A 17482-nucleotide genomic window follows, 5' to 3' on the forward strand; every position below is an offset into this window, starting at 1 on the left:
GTCAGGCGACGAATCCGACCCGGCGGGCTTCCTCCGTGCCGAGCTCGACGAACGCGAGGTTCGCGGTCGGGACGATGTAGGAGTTGCCCTTGACGTCGGTGAAGGTGACGTGGCTGGCGGACTGGTCGAGCGCTGCGGCGATCGCCGACTTCACGGCATCCGCGGACTCTCCGGTCTCGAAGTTCAGCTCGCGGCCGGTGTTGGTGATGCCGATGCGGATGTCCACGATGCTCCCTTTCCGCCCGGGAAACTCGGTCCACCCGGCGCGATGATCCGACTCTACGACACGTGCGGAGGGGCGTTCCCCGCCCGCGGCCCGGCTTCGCGGACGGCGAACGGGGCGGGTCGCGGGGTCGGTGTCGGAGGCCGCGGCTAGCGTGGATCACATGCAGGATCCGGATGCCGCCACTCTCGCCCGAAAGGGTCGGGAAGCACCGACGGTCGGCGCGGGTGTCATCCTGCAGGTGCCCGATCACCGGTGGTCCGCACGGCCGCTCGACGAGGCGGAACTCGATCCCGAACAGCGCGTCGTCGTCGACTGGGCGCCCGAGGCCGGCGGCGCGGTCGTCGGCGCTCCGGGCTCGGGGAAGACGTCGACCCTGCTCGCCCGGGTGCGTGCCCTCGTCGCCCACGGCGTCGATCCCGATCACGTCCTCGTGCTGACGCCGACACGTCCTGCGGCGACGGCTTTGCGTGATCGTCTCGCCCTCGCGGTCGGGCGGGCGACGGCGGGGGCGCTCGCGCGCTCCGTGGCCTCCTTCGCGTTCCAGCTCGTCCGAGGCGCCGAGGTCCGGCGCGGGGCCGAACCGCCGCAGCTGCTGACCGGCGGCGACGAAGACCAGATCATCCGCGAGCTCCTCGAGGGCGACGCCCTCGACGAGGCCGAAGGCCGTTCGCGGTGGCCCGAGTGGCTCGGGCCGGCGATCCGCGGAACCCGGGGCTTCCGTGGTGACCTGCGCGCGTTCCTGGCCGAATGCACCGACCTCGGGATTGCGCCGGACGATCTGTCCGACCTGGCGGCGCGGCACGCCATCCCGGTGTGGGCGGCGGTCGGCTCGTTCGCGGCAGAATACCGCGCGGTGCGCGCCCAGATGCGCGGGGCTCATCGTGACGCCGCCGATCTGGCCCGGGAGGCCGTCGCCGTCCTCGACGCTGCGGCGATCGACCGTGAACTCCTCGGCCGCTTCGGCTCGATCCGCTGCATCCTCGTCGACGACGCGCAGGAACTCACCTCCGGCGCCGTCGACCTCCTGCGGGCCTGCCGAGCGCGGGGGATGGGCGTCGTCGCGTTCGGTGATCCCGACGTGGGATCGGGGGCGTTCCGCGGCGCGACGCCCGAGAACTTCGCGCGGCTCGCGGCCGAGCTCGGAACCCTCACGGCCCTGGGCGAGCCCCATCGCGGAACCGCCGAGCAGATCGACCTCGTGCGCAGTGTCGCGGCGCGCATCGGCGCGGCCGGGGTGGTCGCCCACCGTCGCGCGCCGTCCGGCGCCGCCGCGGAGGGGTCGGTTCGCACCTACCTGTTGCGCTCTCCCGCCGAGGAAGCGGACGCGATCGCCCGCCTGCTGCGCGAACGGCACGTCCTCGACGGCGTGCCGTGGAGTTCCTGCGCGGTCATCGCCCACGACTCTCGTCAGGTCGCCGCCCTCGAGGCCGAGCTCGGCGCGCGCGAAGTGCCGGCGCGCGCGAGCGGGCCCGGTCTGGCGCTCGGTGCCCAGCGCACCGTGCGCGACCTCGTCGCGCTGGTCGAACTCGGCGTGCGCGACCCCGAGAGCTGGACCCCGGATGCCGTCCTCGACGCGCTCCTCGGCACCTACGGCGGCCTCGACCCGATCGAGCTCCGGCGTCTCCGTGCTGCGCTGCGTCAGGAGGAGCTCGCCGCCGGGGGGACGCGCTCCGCGGCCGAACTGCTCACGTCGGGTCTTCGGTATCCGCTCGAGTTCGCCACGATCGATACCCGCGAGGCCCGTCGCGCGATCCGAGTGGGCGAGACGCTCGCGGCGTTGCGGGCCCAGGCCGCGCAGCGCGCCACCGCGCACGAGCTGCTGTGGACGGCGTGGGAGCGCAGCGGTCTCTCCCGTCCATGGCGTGAGGCCTCGCGCGGGCACGGACCGCTCGCCGAGCAGGCCGACCGCGACCTCGATGCGATCGTGGCGCTGTTCCAGGCCGCGAAGCGTTTCACTGAACGAGAACCCGACGGTGAGGCGGCCGTCTTCCTGCGGTCGGTCCTCGACAGCGACGTCGCCGAAGACCGGATCGAGCAGCCCGCGGTCATCGACACCGTGCGCGTGCTCACGCCGGCGGCAGCCGCGGGCACCGCCTTCGACACGGTCGTCATCGCCGGTGTCCAAGAGGGGGTGTGGCCGAACACACGGCTGCGCGGGGGGCTTCTCGAGACCTGGCGCCTCGCCGACGCGGTGCACTTCCCCGATCTTCCCGCCCCGGGGATGCTCGACCGCCGTCGGTCGGCGATGCACGACGAGTTGCGTCTGTTCGTTCGCGCGCTGTCGCGCGCGCATACGCGCCTCATCGTGACGGCGGTCGACGACGACGACACCGGGCCGAGCGTGCTCTTCGAGATGCTGCCGACACCGGAGCCCGCGGCATCCGTGCCCGAGCACCCGCTCTCCCTCCGAGGTCTGGTGGCGCGTCACCGCCGGACGCTGACGTCGCCTCGCTCGCCGATCCGGGAACGGAGCCACGCGGCGGCACAGCTCGCGTTGCTGGCGGCCGCCGACGTCGCGGGCGCCGCACCCGAGCAGTGGTACGGGGTGGCCGCCCCGAGCTCCACGGCGCCGCTGCGCGACCTCGAACGTGAAGACGTCCGCGTCTCGCCGTCACGTCTGCATGCCCTCGAACAGTGCGAGCTGGATTGGGTCATCGGCGACCTCGGCGGCGACCGCAGCGGGACGACCGCGGGCGTCGGCACGATCATCCACGCAGCCCTCGAGACCGCGACGGACGGTTCGGAACAGGCCCTGTGGGACGTGGTCGAACAGCGGTGGGGCGAACTCGTCTTCGACGCCGCCTGGCGCGAGCGGGCGGAACGCGTACGGGCTCGCGAGCTCATCCGACGGCTCGCGCTCTATCTGCGTCGGTTCGATGATGCGGGCGGCCGGCTCGTCGGCGCCGAGCGTCACTTCGAGGTCGCGATCCCGATCGCCGATGCGGGGGAGCACGGAGCGGTCCTCAGCGGCGACATCGACCGGGTGGAGATCACGCCCCGTGGCGAGGTCGTGATCGTCGACCTCAAGACGGGGAAGAGCGAACCCCAGACCGACGCGAAAGTCGCCGACAACCCGCAGCTGGCGGCCTACCAGCTCGCGTTCTCGTCCGGCGCCATCGAGCAGGTGGCCGGGATGCCGGCCGGTGGGGCGAAGCTGCTCGTGCTGCGTCCGACCGCCGCGACGAAGGACTACGCCGAGCCGCATCAGCCACCGTTCGACGACGATGCCCGCGCTCACTTCGTCGAGCGCGTGCAGCACGCGGTCGGAGTCATGCGCGGCCACCGCTTCGCCGCCCCCTACGAGGTGCACTGCCGCGACGAGTTCTCGTTCGGTCTGTGTCGGATCCACACGGTGTCGGCGGTGAGCGCTTCGTGACCGCGCTGTTGTCCGCTGCGACGATCGCGGCCGCTCTCGGCCAGTTCCCGCCGACCGCCGAACAGACGGCGGTGATCGAGGCGCCGCTCGCGCCGGCGCTCGTGGTCGCGGGTGCGGGAAGCGGCAAGACCGAGACCATGGCGGGACGCGTGGTCTGGCTCGTGGCCAACGGGCTCGTCCGCCGCGATGAGGTGCTGGGACTCACCTTTACCCGCAAGGCCGCCGGAGAACTCGCCGAGCGCATCCACCGGCGACTCCACCGGCTGTCCGAGTTCGAGGCGCGGGGATTGCTGCCGCGACTGGCCGCCCTGCACGCCGAGGGGCGCCTCGCGATATTCGCCGAGCTGGCCACGGTCGATGGCGCTCGCGGCGACGCGGAGCGGCGGCGGGTGCTCGACGACCTCGCCCGGGAATGCGGTGTCGACGAAGAAGCCACGGGCGACGACGACCAGCTGCTGCACCGCCCGACGGTGTCCACCTACAACAGCTTCGCCGACTCGATCGTGCGCGAGCACGGCCTCCGCATCGGCCGCGATTCCGAGGCGGCCGTGCTGTCGGAATCCGCGGCGTGGCTCCTCATGCGCCGGGTCGTCTTCACCTCGGACGACCCGCGGCTGGAGGAGCGGCAGGAGTCCCCGCGCACGCTGATCGACGCGGCTCTCCGCATCGCCCGGGACAGCGTGGACAACCTCGTCGATCTCGAGCGGCTCGCCGCGTTCCCGTCCGAGTTCGGTCGCATCGTGGAGCGGCCGTCCACCTCCTCCCGCGTCGGCGTGTACAAAGACGTCGCGGATGCGGCATCCCGGGTCTCGGCTCTGGGGCTGCTGGCGGAACTGGCCTCGGCGTACGACCGGGAGAAGGCGCGGCTGGGCGTCATGGACTTCGCCGACCAGGTCGCCGGCGCCCTGCGGATCGTGCGCGAGCACCCCCCGGTCGTCGAGGAACTGCGGTCGCGGTTCCGCGTCATCCTGCTCGATGAGTATCAGGACACGTCGGTCGTGCAGACCGATCTGCTCTCGACCCTGTTCGGCGGGACGGGGGTCATGGCGGTCGGCGATCCCCATCAAGCCATCTACGCGTGGCGCGGCGCGAGCGCCGGAAACCTCGGCGGGTTCCCGGCCGCGTTCGCGCCGAGCGGGGGATGCCGGACTTTCTCGCTGCGCACGAGCTGGCGGAACAGTGCGCGCGTGCTGACGGCGGCGAACGCCGTTCTCGCGCCGCTCGCGAGCCGGTCGCCCGTCGCCGTCGAGGAGCTCCTCTCCCGCCCGGGTGCCCCCGACGGTCTGGTGGAAGCGATCTTCGAGCGTGACCTCGACAGTGAGGCCGACCGTGTCGCCGCATGGTTCGCCGGAGTGCGCGCGGCGCGCGCCGCACAGGATCGCACGACGACCGGTGCCGTGCTGTTCCGCAGCAAGAAGCACATGGTCCGCTTCGGCGACGCCCTCGGACGGCGGGGCATCCCGCACCGCATCCTCGGGCTCGGGGGACTGTTGACCACCCCCGAGGTCGTCGACGTCGTCTCCGCGCTGCGTGTCATCAGCGACCCCGAGGCGGGGTCGGCGCTCATCCGGCTGCTGTCGGGCCCACGCTGGTCGATCGGTCTCGCCGACCTTCGCGCCCTGGCCCAGCTCGCACGCCGACTGGCGACCCACGACGTCTCGCTGCAGCCGCTCGCGCCGGAGGTGGTGGAGCGCCTGCGCTCGACCCCGGGGGCCGACCGCGCCTCCCTCGTCGATGCACTCGACTTCGTCGCGCGACAGACCGACGGTCACGGGTGGCTCGCCGACTTCACCGAAGAGGGGCGCGCACGTCTCCGGGAGGCCGGCGCGGTTTTCGCGGGCCTCCGCCGCACCATCGGCGCGCCCATTCCCGAGCTCATCCGCCTCATCGAGACGGAGTTGCGGCTCGACATCGAGCTGGCGGCGAACGAGTCCCGCGGACCGGCGCGGATCGCCTCGGCACAGCTCCGCGCGTTCGTCGACGAGATCCGCGGCTTCCTCGCCGCGGACGAGTCCGGATCGGTGACGAGCCTGCTCGCCTGGCTCGACCACGCCGAGCAGGCGGATGAGTTCGCGCCGCGCACCGAGCCGCCCGAGGACGACGTCGTCCAGCTGCTCACGATCCACGGATCGAAGGGCTTGGAGTGGGATGCCGTCGCGGTCGTGCGCCTCGTCACCGACGAGCTCCCCTCGCTCGCCCGAGACACCAAGGGCTGGTTGGGGTTCGGCATCCTTCCGTCGGAGTTCCGCGGCGATTCCGCCTGGCTGCCCGCCCTGGGGTGGCGGGGCGCGGAGACCCAGCAGGACCTGAAGGCGGCCATCGAGGCGTTCGTCGAGGCGAACCGGGCGCGGCAGCTCGACGAGGATCGCCGTCTCGCGTACGTCGCGTTCACCCGCGCCCGTGACCACCTTCTCCTGTCCGGATCGAGCTGGTCGGGCACGAAGCGCCCGCGCACACCGAGCGTGTTCCTCGAGGAGGCGACCGACGCGCTCGGCCTGAGTCTTGCCGTCGGCGACCCGGGTGATGACCCCTACGACGGTGAGCGGCGGCTGCTGCACTGGCCCCTCGACCCGCTCGGTGCACGCAGAACCGCGGTGACCGCCGCCGTCGATGACGTGAACGCCGCCCGTGCGCGCCCTCCGTCCGATCCTGACCCCGACCTCGAACTCCTTCTCGCCGAGAGAGCCGACCGTCTGCGTCCGACGCATGCGCCTGCCCCCACGCGCATCCCGGCGTCGAAGTTCAAGGATTTCGTCGCAGACTACGGCGCTGCTGTGGAGGAGCTGCGTCGACCCTTGCCGGAGCGGCCGTACCGCCAGACCCGGCTGGGAACTCTGTTCCACGCGTGGGTCGAGAAACGATCCGGCCTCGTCGGCGCCGGTGCGGGACTCGATGACACCGGCCTCTGGGACGACGATGACGAGGGGGCGTCGGCAGCCGACACGGAGGAGCTGCAGCGGCTGAGGGAGATCTTCGAGAGATCGGAGTGGGCGGGGCTGCAGCCGCTCGAGGTCGAGACGGAGATCGACTTCGTGACGACGCGGCTCGACGGACGTCCGCACGTCGTCATCTGCAAGCTGGATGCCGTCTACCGCCGAGGGGACCGCTACGAGATCGTCGACTGGAAGACCGGTCGACCGCCGGCGACCGAGGCCGAACGCCGCTCGCGCATGCTGCAGCTCGAGCTGTACCGCGAGGCGTACCACGCCAAGCACGGTGTCCCGTTCGACCGGATCGACGTCACGCTCTTCTACGTCGGCGACGAGATGGTGCTGCGCGGCTGAGGGGCTGCGCGCCGAGGCAGAGGTCGCGCGGCGCACCGAAGCGACCGACGGTCGCGCTCAGGCCTCGTTGCGGTCGACGCCCCATCGGCGGAGTGCGGCGCGGCTGGCGCGCGCGGCATCCTCTTCGTCGTCGACGGCGTCGTGCAGGTTGGTGTCATCCGCCTGCTCGCCCGTCGACGGCGCTGCGAGCACGTCGTCGTCGGGAGGGGTCGACGGTCCGGTGGTGGTCCCCGGCGACGCGGCCGGCGTCCACCCCTCCAGGTCGATCGGCGCGGTCGGGCCCGGTTCCTCCGAGGCGTCGCTCACGCCGAACTCCGTCTCGATGCCGCGCGCTTCGCGCGCGCGGGCATCCGCGAGCGCGGCGGCAGCCGCCTCCCGGTCGCGTTCGGCCGAAAGATACAGCGAGAGGGCCTCGGGGTCGTAGGCGTCGGTCTGCATCGACGTGTCCACGGCGGAGGCGGCCGTCGGGGGGACCTTCTCGACCAGGGCGAGCGCCTCGTCGATGTCCGACCGGCTCGACGCGACGATGTGATCGCCGCGCACCCCGTCGGCGAGCGCCTCGAGCAGGGCGACGGCGTCGGCGACGACCTCGGACTCACCGGCGTCGTGCCCGTGCACGAGCCACTTCGCGAACTCCAGTTCGGCGTAGAGGCGGGCCCGCTCGCGCAGGAGCGGATCGGGGGAGCGCTCACCCGAGGCCGCGTATCCGTCGTACACATCGTCGATCGCCGTGGGAGCGGAGGCGAGCCAGCGGAGGTCCACGGCGGGGTCGCCGACACTGAGTCCCGACCAGTCGAGGATGCCGCTGACCCGCGGTACCCCGTCAGCGTCGTCGACGAGGAGGATCGAGGCGCTGGTGGCGCCGCCGAGGACGACGGCGGATTCGAACCGCCACAGATCGGATTCGTGCAGGGCGCGCCGCCACCGCATCATCAGGCCATCGGGCACTCTGCCGGTCGCGTCGGCGCGGTCGAGGAGTCGCTCGACGTCGTCGCGGACCTGCTCGGGCGCACGGACCGGCAGCCCGTCGGTGCGGACGACGGAGACGGGAAGGGCGTGGACGGCCGCGAGCGCGCCGCCGATGGCGGGCGCGTAGCCCGGGCCCTTCGGCAGTTCGCCCGGATCGATGCGGTAGCCATCGACGACGTCCACGACCAGGACGCGGTTCTCACCGGAGCCGTTCTCACCGATGACCTCGGGCGCGGCGAAGGGAAGGAGCGCACGGACTCCCGACGTCAGGGCGTGCAAGGCGCGGGACTCGGCGGCGAGGTCGGCGGCCGTCTCCGCGCTCGACGGCATCCGCGCGACGACGCTGCGTCCGTCGGCGAGCGAGAGGAGCGCCGAATCGAAACGCCCGGCCGAGTTCTCGGTGAGCGAAGCGACGCCCGTCACGCCGATACCGGGCAGGGCCGCCGTCGCGGACGCGGCTAGAGTGAGGGGCGAGCGTGCCATGCCCCCAGGGTAGGTCGGTCGCTCGCCCGATCCCCCCTCGCCACGCCCTTGAGAGAGGTGTTCGATGCCGCTGCACGTTCCCGCGGTTCCCGGTCCTTGGCCCGGTGGAGCACTCGACCGTGCCGGGGCGGAGCGCGATGCCGACGACCTCATCGGCACGATCCGGGCGGCATCCGACACGCGAGTCCTGGCCGTTCTCGGCGATGCGGCCCCCGTCGCCGACGAGCGCCTCCTGCTTCTGGGAGTGGCGGATCTCCCCTCCGTGCTCGAGTGGGCGTTCCTCGGGCGGTCGGCCGACGGCGCCGCGCTGCTGCTGGCGGTCGTCGAGGAGGAACCGGCCGCGGTCGCGGCCGCCGGTGCCCGGTGGGCGCCGCTCCGCTCGGTCGGAGGGGACCTGCCCGCCGACGAAGCGGAGATCCTCGGGACGGCCGTCGCCCTCTCAGGCTGGCTGCGCGATGCGGCCTTCTGCCCGGCCTGCGGCACGCGCACGATCCTGCGCCAGGCCGGATGGTCGCGGCACTGCCCCCACTGTGGCCGCGAGCACTTCCCGCGCACCGACCCGGCGGTCATCGTGCTCGTGTCGTCCGCCGACGATCCCGACCGGGTGCTCCTCGGCGCCAACGCGGCATGGGGCGGCAGCAGGTATTCGTGCTTCGCCGGGTTCGCCGAGGCCGGAGAGTCGCTGGAGACCACCGTGTCGCGCGAGGTGTGGGAGGAATCCGGAGTCCGCCTCGAGGCGATCCGGTATCGCGGTTCGCAGGTGTGGCCGTACCCCCGCTCCCTCATGCTCGGGTTCCGGGCACGCGCCGTCCGCGACGACGAGGCCCGCCCCGACGGGGAGGAGATCGTCGAGGTGCGGTGGTTCGATCGGGCGGAGATCGGCGCCGCGTTGCGCGGTGAGACGGCCGTGCAGCTGCCCGGAGCGGCATCCATCGCCCATCGGCTGATCGACGAGTGGTACCGGGGGATCGAATGAGCGTCGATCCCCTGAGCGGGCTCGACGAGCACCAGCTCGAGGCGGCGCGGGCGCTGCGGGGGCCGGTCTGCGTCCTGGCCGGTGCCGGCACGGGCAAGACGCGGGTCATCACGCGGCGTATCGCGCACGGCGTCGACTCCGGGGCCTACTCCCCGCAGCGAGTGATGGCGGTCACGTTCACGGCCAAGGCGGCGGGTGAGATGCGCGGGCGTCTGCGCGCGCTCGGAGTCACGGGAGTGTCGGCGCGCACGTTCCACGCGGCCGCGTTGGCGCAGGTGAACTTCTTCTGGCCGACGCTCGCCGGCGACCAGGCCCCGACCATCATCGACAACAAGGTCCGGATGCTCGCCCACGCCGCCGACGGCGTCGGACTCGCTCCCGACACCGCGACCCTGCGCGACGTCGCGGGCGAGATCGAGTGGCGGAAGGTCACGATGCGCTCGATCGAGCAGTATGCGGCCGAGCGGCCGAGCGGCGTCGGACGGCTCACCGTCGATCAGGTCGTCGCTCTGCAGCGCGCGTACGAGAAGCTCAAGGACGAGCGTCGGCAGATGGACTTCGAGGACGTCCTGCTGACGTGCGCGGGCATGATCGAGGCCGAGCCACGGGTCGCGGCGGCCGTGCGGGAGCAGTACCGCCACTTCACGGTGGACGAGTACCAGGATGTGTCGCCCCTGCAGAACCGCCTGCTCGAGCTCTGGCTCGGCGATCGGCGCGACCTCTGCGTGGTCGGGGACGCCAGTCAGACGATCTACTCGTTCACCGGCGCCGATGCGCGCTACCTCCTCGAGTTCGACCGCACGCACGAGGATGCGCGGGTCGTACGTCTCGAGCGCAACTACCGCTCCACGGCAGCCGTGCTCGCCGTCGCGAACGACCTCATGCGGGGTCGGCCGGGTGCTCTCGAACTCGTCGCCGCCGCGCCGCAGGATTCTCCCGGGTCGCACGAGGCGCCGGTGCCGACGGTGCGTGCGTTCGACGACGAGGAAGCGGAGGCCGAAGGCGTCGCCGCGGCCATCGCTGCGGCCGTCCGTGGGGGAACCGACCCGCGCGACATCGCGGTGCTGTACCGGTCGCACGCGCAGTCGGCGGTCCTGCTGAGTGCCCTGGCGAAGCAGTCGCTGGCCGCGACGGTGCTCGGCGGTCGGAAGTTCTTCGATCTGCCCGAGGTGCGTCAAGCGCTGATGGCGTTGCGCGCCGCGTCGGTCGCGCCGCTGGACACGGGGTTCCTCGCCACCGTGCGCGATGTGCTGCGCAGCGTCGGCCTCACCGACGAGCCGCCCGCCGCGGGCGGAGCGCTCCGCGATGCGTGGGAGGCGCGTGCGGCGCTTCTGCGACTGGCGGAAGAGGCCCCGGAGGGAACGGATCTGCGCGCGTTCACCGACGATCTTCAGGCACGCGCCAAGGATCAGCACGAGCCGGCCACTCGGACGGTCACGCTCGCGACTCTCCACGCGGCCAAGGGTCTGGAGTGGGATCACGTCCACCTCGTCGGGGTGAGCGAAGGGCTTCTCCCGATCTCGTATGCCCAGACCTTCGAGGCTGTGGACGAGGAGCGGCGGCTCGCGTACGTCGGTGTCACGCGAGCCGCGCGAACGTTGTCGGTGAGCTGGTCGCGCGGGCGAGGGCGATCGGAGCGGTCGCCGTCGCGATTCCTCCGAGAGATCGGCAGCGGCAGTCTGCGCTCGGCCGATGCGTTCGCCAGGCCCGCTGGAGCGAGTCGACGCGCAGGTGCAGGGACCGCGACACGGGGCCGATCGGACCGCTGAGCACGTGTCGCGCCGCCCGGCCCGCCTCGGCGGCGAGCGCGACGTCGACGTCGGGTCTGGGACGCGCGAGCAGCTGCGCGGCGATGAGGGGCCACGCGGGGTCCTCGTCGCGGAGCGTGGCGTCCAGGCAGCTCAGACACGCCGTCGTTCCCGGCGCGATCACGGGGCCGATGGTCGCGGAGGAGCCGTCGAGGACCAGCGGCAGGTGCACGATGTCGTGGCGCAGGAGGTCGACCGCCCGCCGCGGATCCACCCGGTGGGCGGCCAGCAGCAGCACCCGGGAGCCCGCGGGCACACGATGCGTGGCGGGACCCGCCCAGTCGATGCGCGGCGTGCGGGCCGGGAGGGCGGCCAGGATCGCGCGCACCGCCGCGGCGGGCAGATCGTCGGCCACCTGGACGATGAGCGGCGCCGTCCGGCGCCGATGGACCAGCGCCGAGGAGAGATGCGACACGAGATCGTCGGCGTCGCGATCACGCCCGCCGTGCAGACGCACCAGCGCGCGGAGCGCCGAGCGCGTCGTCCCGGCCTCGAGCGCGGTCAGGGCGGCATCCGTCCACCGATCACGGCGCGGGAGCTGCGCCCGTGCGGGGAAGCCGAACTGCACGGTGCCGTCGTGGCGCCAGAGCGGGGGAGCGGAGGGATCGAGTCGGATCATGCCCCGATGATGACGCGGTCCCGGGGTGCCGGAACGGTTGTCCCCAGGGCCACCGTGACGCGGGGGCCCTGGGGAGGAGGGATCAGACCGGGCGCTGGTCGTCGGGCGTCGCGTCGTCGTCGCCCTCGCCGCGACCCGGGGCCTCGTTCTCGTCCTCGCCGGACGCGGCCGCCGTCTCCTCGGCGATGAGCTGCGCGAGCGCATCGTCCATGGCGTCCGACGGCGCGGCCTCACCGCGCGACGCGGCGGTCAGTCGTGCCACGAGACCCGCCGGGTCGTCGATGTCGTCAGCGGTCGGCATGAGGTCGGGGTAGTCCCACAGCGCATCGCGCCCCGCCACGCCCACGGCGTCGGTGACCGCGCGCCACATCGCCGCGGCTTCGCGCATGCGACGCGGTCGCAGCTCGAGACCGACGAGCGAACCCAACGCCTGCTCGGCGGGGCCTCCGACGGCACGGCGACGGCGCACGGCCTCTGCGATCCGGACCGCCGAGGGGAGCCGCGAGGTCGCGTCCTCCGTGACCACGTCGACCCAGCCCTCGATGGTCGCGAGCAGGTTCTCGAGCCGCGTGAGTGCAGCCGTCTGCTCCTCGGACCGCTGGGGGAGGAGCGCGCCGCTCTCCAGGGCGCTGCGCAGCTCCTCAGGCTGTGACGGGTCGAACCGCGACGCCAGTTCCTCCAGAGCGTCGGTGTCGACCCGGATGCCGTGGGCGAACTCCCGCACCTGTGAGATGACGTGCAGGCGCAGCCAGCGGGCGTGGCGGAACAGACGGGCGTGCGCCAGCTCGCGCGTCGCGAGGTACAGCGCCAGCTGGTCGTCGGGGATCTCGAGGTCGCGCCCGAAATCGGCGAAGTTCTGCGGCAGGATCGCCGCGTCTCCGTCGGGCATGACCGGGATGCCGACGTCTCCACCGCCGACGACTTCGGTGGAGAGGCGTCCGACGACGTGACCGAGCTGGGTCGCGAACAGGGAGCCGCCCACGGTGCGCATGAGGCGGCCCGCTCCGGCGATCAGATCCTGCATGTCGTCGGGCGCCTGCTGCCCGAGCGCGTCGGTGAGTGCGTCGGCGATGCTGGTGGCCACCGGCTCGGCCAGTTCCTGCCAGACCGGCAGTGTGGCGGAGACCCACGCGCCGCGGGTCACGGCCTTCGGCGGGCGGGGGAGGTCGCCGATCGTGGTCGCCTCGCCGAGCCAGAGGGCGGCGAGCGAGAACGCGTGATCGAGGTCGGTGCGCTCGCCCGCGGTCACGCCGAGACCGTCCTGGTTCGCGATGTGCAGCGCCTGACGCTCGGCCAGGCTCCAGTCGATGCCGTCCTGTGTCTGGGAGAACGCGCCCTGCAACTGGTTCATGACCGCCTGCATCATGGCCGGGTCGATCTGCATCCCGGACAGACGCGAGAGCTCCGCGGCATCCAGGCCGGAGGTGTCGCCCGACATCAGGCGCCGCAGGAGCTCCTGGAACTCCTCTTCGGGGTTCCGGTCGTCGTCTGCCACTTCAGCCGCCTTTCAGCCGGGTCAAGGGGAACGGCATCTACGCTAGTCGCACGATTCCTCGCTTCCCTCGGCTCGGCCCCTCGCCGCTTACGCCGCGCGCGAACGATCCGGCAAAGGTGGGACCCGTGACCCTGTTCGACGAGAACGTCGCCGTCGTGCCCGCCCCTCGGCGGCGCTGGAGCCGATCGACGGTGTTCGGTGCGTGGTCGCTGGTCGTGGCCACGCTCGTGCTGCTCGTGCTGTCGTTCCTGCCGTCGCCGTACGTGATCCAGCAGCCGGGGCCCGTCCTGAACACGCTGGGGACGTCGCCGGACGCGGACGGCAACGAGGTGCCCTTGATCACGGTGCCCGACGAGAAGGACACGCCCTCGGCGGGGCAGCTCGACCTGCTCACGGTCCAGATCAACGGCAATCGCGAGCGCACCCCGAGCTGGATCGAGCTCGCGCAGGCGTGGTTCGACCCCTCGCGCGCCGTCGTGCCGTTGGACCGCATCTTCCCGTCGGGCCAGTCGACCGAGCAGCGCAACACCGAGAACGCCGCGCTGATGAGCGACTCGCAGCTGGAGGCCTCGGCCGCCGCCCTCCGCCAGCTCGGGTACACGGTGCCGCAGGACGTGGTCGTGGGCACCATCGACGACTCGGGGGCGTCGGCGGGTGTGCTTCAGCTCGGTGATGTCATCACCGCCCTCGACGGTGCACCCGTGGCGAGCGTGGCGGACATCCGATCGGCCGTGCAGGCCGGGGGAGGTGCCCCGGTGGAGCTCGGTATCGAGCGCGACGGGGCGCAGAGCTCGGTGTCGGTCACCCCGCGACGCACCGACGTCGACGGCCAGCAGCAGTGGCTCCTCGGCGTCGGCTTGACCCTCAGCTTCGACCTCCCCGTGGATGTGAAGATCCAGATCAACAACGTCGGCGGACCGAGCGCGGGCATGATGTTCGCCCTCGGCATCATCGACAAGATGACGACGGGCGATCTGACCGGAGGCCAGCACATCGCCGGTACCGGCACCATCGACGCCGACGGGAACGTGGGCGGCATCGGAGGCATCCGCCAGAAGCTCTACGGCGCCCGCGACGCCGGCGCCACCTGGTTCCTGGCCCCGCAGTCGAACTGCAACGAAGTGGTGGGACATGTGCCCGACGGCATCCGGGTGTTCTCCGTGTCGACGCTGCAGGACTCCCTCACGGCTCTCAAGACCATCCGCGACGGGGGCGACCTCGACGCCCTGCCGACGTGCGACGGGACACCCGCCTCGGGATCGTAGTATCCACGGCTCACCCTCAGAGGCGGCCGCCTAGGATGGACGCGTGACCACGACCTCAGCGCCGAACCAGGCCACGCCCCCGAACCGTTCACGACGGATCATCTCGATCTCGCTGGCGGTCATCGCCGCCCTGGTCGTGGCGTTCTTCGTCTTCGCCAACCTCTACTCCGACTGGTTGTGGTTCGCACAGCTCGGTTTCACCGAGGTGCTCACCACCCAGTGGATCGCGCGGACGGTGATGTTCGTCATCGGCTTCCTCGCCATGGCGATCCCGGTGTGGGGCGTCATCCAGCTCGCTTACCGCCTTCGTCCCGTCTACGCGCGTCTGAGCTCGCAGCTCGATCGCTACCAGGAGGTCGTGGAGCCGCTCCGCCGCCTCGCGATGTGGGGCATCCCCATCTTCTTCGGGTTCTTCGCGGGCTTCGCCGCCTCCGCCCAGTGGGAGACGACCTGGCTCTGGTTCAACGGCGTGGCCACCTCGACCACCGACCCGCAGTTCGGTCTGGACACCGGCTTCTACCTGTTCGGGCTGCCCTTCTACACCACGGTCCTCGGCTTCGCGTCGGCCGTCGTGCTCGTGTGCCTCCTGCTCACCGCCGTGGTGTCCTACCTGTACGGCTCGGTCCGCGTGGGCCAGCGTGAGCTGCGCATCTCCAAGGCCGCGCGCATCCAGCTCGCGGTCCTCGCGGGTCTGTACCTGCTCCTGCAGGGCGGCAGCCTGTGGCTGGACCGCTACACGACGCTCGTCAACCAGGAGGACCGCATCACCGGTCCGGGGTACGTGGGCGTGAACGCCGTCATCCCCGGGCAGACGATCCTCGCGATCGCGGCCGTCATCGTCGCGCTCGCGTTCTTCGTGACCGCGGTGATCGGACGCTGGCGGTATCCCCTCATCGCGACCGCGCTGCTCGTGGTCTCGGCGATCGTCGTCGGCGCCGCCATCCCGTGGGCGGTCACGACGTTCCAGGTGCGCCCGAACCAGCTCGCGCTCGAGAGCCAGTACTACCAGCGCAACATCGACAGCACGAAGGCCGCCTACGGCATCGACGGCATCGAGAAGGAGAACTTCGCCGCCGCGACGACGGCCGAGGCCGGCCAGCTGCGCAACGACGCCTCGTCCACGGCCCAGCTGCGCATCATGGACCCGGCGATCATCGGCCCGACGGTCCGCCAGCTGCAGCAGTACCGCGCCTACTACCAGTTCAACAACCCGCTCGACGTCGACCGCTACACGATCAACGGTCAGACGCAGGATGCCGTCGTGTCGCTGCGCGAGTTGAACATCGGGCAGCTCGGCGACGCCGCGTCGTGGCAGAACACCACGCTCGTCTACACGCACGGCTACGGCATGGTCGCAGCGGCGGGCAACGAGCGCACGGACGATGGCGACCCGGTGTTCCTCGAACAGGCCATCCCCGGGACCGGCTTCCTCACCGACCTCAACTACGAACCGCGCGTGTACTTCGGCGAGCAGTCGCCGCCGTACTCGATCGTGGGCGGACCCGAGGGTGGCGAGGACATCGAGCTCGACTACCCGATCGGCGCCGACGGTGGCACGGAGACCCGCACGACGTTCCGTGGAGACGGCGGCCCGAGCGTCGGCAACGTCTTCAACCGCCTGATCTACGCGCTGAAGTTCCAGTCGGAGCAGATCCTCTTCTCGGACTACGTCAACCAGGACTCCCAGATCCTCTACGACCGCAACCCGAAGGAGCGCGTCCAGAAGGTCGCGCCGTACCTGACGCTCGACAGCGACCCGTACCCGACGGTGGTCGACGGTCGTATCAAGTGGGTCATCGACGGCTACACCACGAGCGCGAACTACCCGTACTCGTCGAGCGTGTCGCTGTCCCGCGCCATCGCCGACTCGAACACCCCGTCGCCGACGTACTCGCTCGACAACATCAACTACATCCGCAACTCGGTCAAGGCCACGGTCGACGCGTACGACGGCAAGGTGACGCTGTACGCATGGGACGACCAGGACCCCATCCTGCAGGCGTGGCAGAAGATCTACCCCACGAGCCTCCAGCCGTGGAGCGAGATGTCGGCCGACCTGATGAGTCACGTGCGGTACCCGACCGACCTCCTGAAGGTCCAGCGCTCGATGCTGGGCGTCTACCACGTCGACGACGCCCGGTCCTTCTTTCAGCAGGACAACCGGTGGACGACGCCGAACGACCCGCAGAACGCCAACGAGCTGCAGCCGCCGTACTACCTGACGATGAAGATGCCGAGTCAGGACGCTCCGTCGTACTCGATGTTCACGAGCTTCATCCCGGCATCGCAGGGACAGGCGCGCAACGTCCTGACCGGATATCTCGCGGTCGATTCGGATGCCGGCAACGAGAAGGGCGCGAAACGTTCCGACTACGGTCGATTGCGCATGCTCGTGATCGACGCGGAGACGCCGGTACCCGGCCCCGGTCAGGTGCAGAACACCTTCGACTCGGACACGACGGTGTCGTCGCAGATCAACATCCTGAAGCAGGGCCAGTCGCAGGTGCTCAACGGCAACCTGCTGACGCTCCCCGTCGGTGGCGGTCTGCTCTACGTGCAGCCCGTGTTCGTCCAGTCCTCCGGCGGCACGCAGCTGCCGCAGCTGCGTCGTGTGCTGGTCGCGTTCGGCAACAAGATCGCGTTCGAGAACACCCTGAGCGAAGCGCTCGACTCGCTGTTCGGCGGTGATTCCGGTGCGGCCACGGGCGACGAGTCCGTCACGCCGACCGACCAGACGGGCACGGGCGGGGACGGAACCTCGACGACCCCGACGGCTCCGGCGGGCGACTACGCGGCGGCGTTGGCCGAGGCGCAGGCGGCTCTGCAGGCGAAGCAGGCCGCCCTGACCGCGGGCAACCTCGCCGAGTTCGCCACGCAGGACGCCCGTCTCAACGCGGCGGTGCAGCGTCTCATCGAGCTCGAGGATCAGGCGCAGAGCGGTACCGCGACGCCGACGCCGAGCCCGACGCCCGGCGGCTGAT

The 17482-nt window shown here is 71.5% G+C and carries 9 protein-coding genes; 6 read left to right on the forward strand and 3 right to left on the reverse strand.

The annotated features are described in order from the left end of the window. Nucleotide 1: 1 nt before the first annotated feature. Nucleotides 2–226, reverse strand: a complete 225-nt coding sequence (locus tag BW982_RS00365) for a DUF3107 domain-containing protein (RefSeq protein ID WP_076490144.1) — start codon at nt 224–226, stop codon at nt 2–4. 160 nt (nt 227–386) lie between these two features. Here BW982_RS00365 and BW982_RS00370 point away from each other — a divergent pair, with 160 nt between their 5' ends. Together BW982_RS00370 and BW982_RS00375 are read left to right on the forward strand one after the other, a co-directional pair. Beyond that, nucleotides 387–3602 carry an ATP-dependent helicase gene (locus BW982_RS00370; RefSeq protein WP_083696463.1) on the forward strand — a complete coding sequence of 1072 codons (3216 nt, stop codon included), beginning with the start codon at nt 387–389 and terminating at the stop codon, nt 3600–3602. Continuing rightward, nucleotides 3563–6886: an ATP-dependent DNA helicase gene (locus BW982_RS00375; RefSeq protein WP_254845501.1), complete on the forward strand. Its 3324-nt coding sequence runs from the start codon at nt 3563–3565 to the stop codon at nt 6884–6886. Before BW982_RS00370 ends, BW982_RS00375 begins: the two co-directional genes overlap by 40 nt. A gap of 57 nt (nt 6887–6943) precedes the next feature. On the opposite strand, the gene BW982_RS00380 is transcribed toward BW982_RS00375, so the two are convergent. Beyond that, a complete protein-coding gene (locus BW982_RS00380) occupies nt 6944–8338 on the reverse strand; it encodes a phosphotransferase (protein ID WP_076490146.1) in 1395 nt (464 codons plus the stop codon). Between the two features lie 64 nt (nt 8339–8402). Between BW982_RS00380 and nudC the strand changes: the two genes are divergently transcribed. Both nudC and BW982_RS00390 read left to right on the forward strand, forming a co-directional pair. Next, on the forward strand, nt 8403–9314 hold the full coding sequence (gene nudC, locus BW982_RS00385) for an NAD(+) diphosphatase (RefSeq protein WP_076490147.1): 912 nt from the start codon (nt 8403–8405) through the stop codon (nt 9312–9314). Continuing rightward, nucleotides 9311–11083: an ATP-dependent helicase gene (locus BW982_RS00390; protein ID WP_076490148.1), complete on the forward strand. Its 1773-nt coding sequence runs from the start codon at nt 9311–9313 to the stop codon at nt 11081–11083. Before nudC ends, BW982_RS00390 begins: the two co-directional genes overlap by 4 nt. 740 nt (nt 11084–11823) lie before the next feature. Here BW982_RS00390 and BW982_RS00395 read toward each other — a convergent pair. Further along, nucleotides 11824–13236: a zinc-dependent metalloprotease gene (locus BW982_RS00395; protein WP_076490149.1), complete on the reverse strand. Its 1413-nt coding sequence runs from the start codon at nt 13234–13236 to the stop codon at nt 11824–11826. A 125-nt stretch (nt 13237–13361) separates the two neighbouring features. Between BW982_RS00395 and BW982_RS00400 the strand changes: the two genes are divergently transcribed. Both BW982_RS00400 and BW982_RS00405 read left to right on the forward strand, forming a co-directional pair. After that, nucleotides 13362–14501 carry a YlbL family protein gene (locus BW982_RS00400; RefSeq protein ID WP_076491694.1) on the forward strand — a complete coding sequence of 380 codons (1140 nt, stop codon included), beginning with the start codon at nt 13362–13364 and terminating at the stop codon, nt 14499–14501. A gap of 43 nt (nt 14502–14544) precedes the next feature. Next, nucleotides 14545–17481, forward strand: coding sequence for a UPF0182 family membrane protein (locus BW982_RS00405; RefSeq protein WP_076490150.1), 2937 nt, complete (start codon nt 14545–14547; stop codon nt 17479–17481). The last annotated feature ends 1 nt before the right edge of the window (nt 17482 follow it).

Source organism: Microbacterium sp. RURRCA19A (genome assembly GCF_900156455.1).
Lineage (GTDB): Bacteria > Actinomycetota > Actinomycetes > Actinomycetales > Microbacteriaceae > Microbacterium.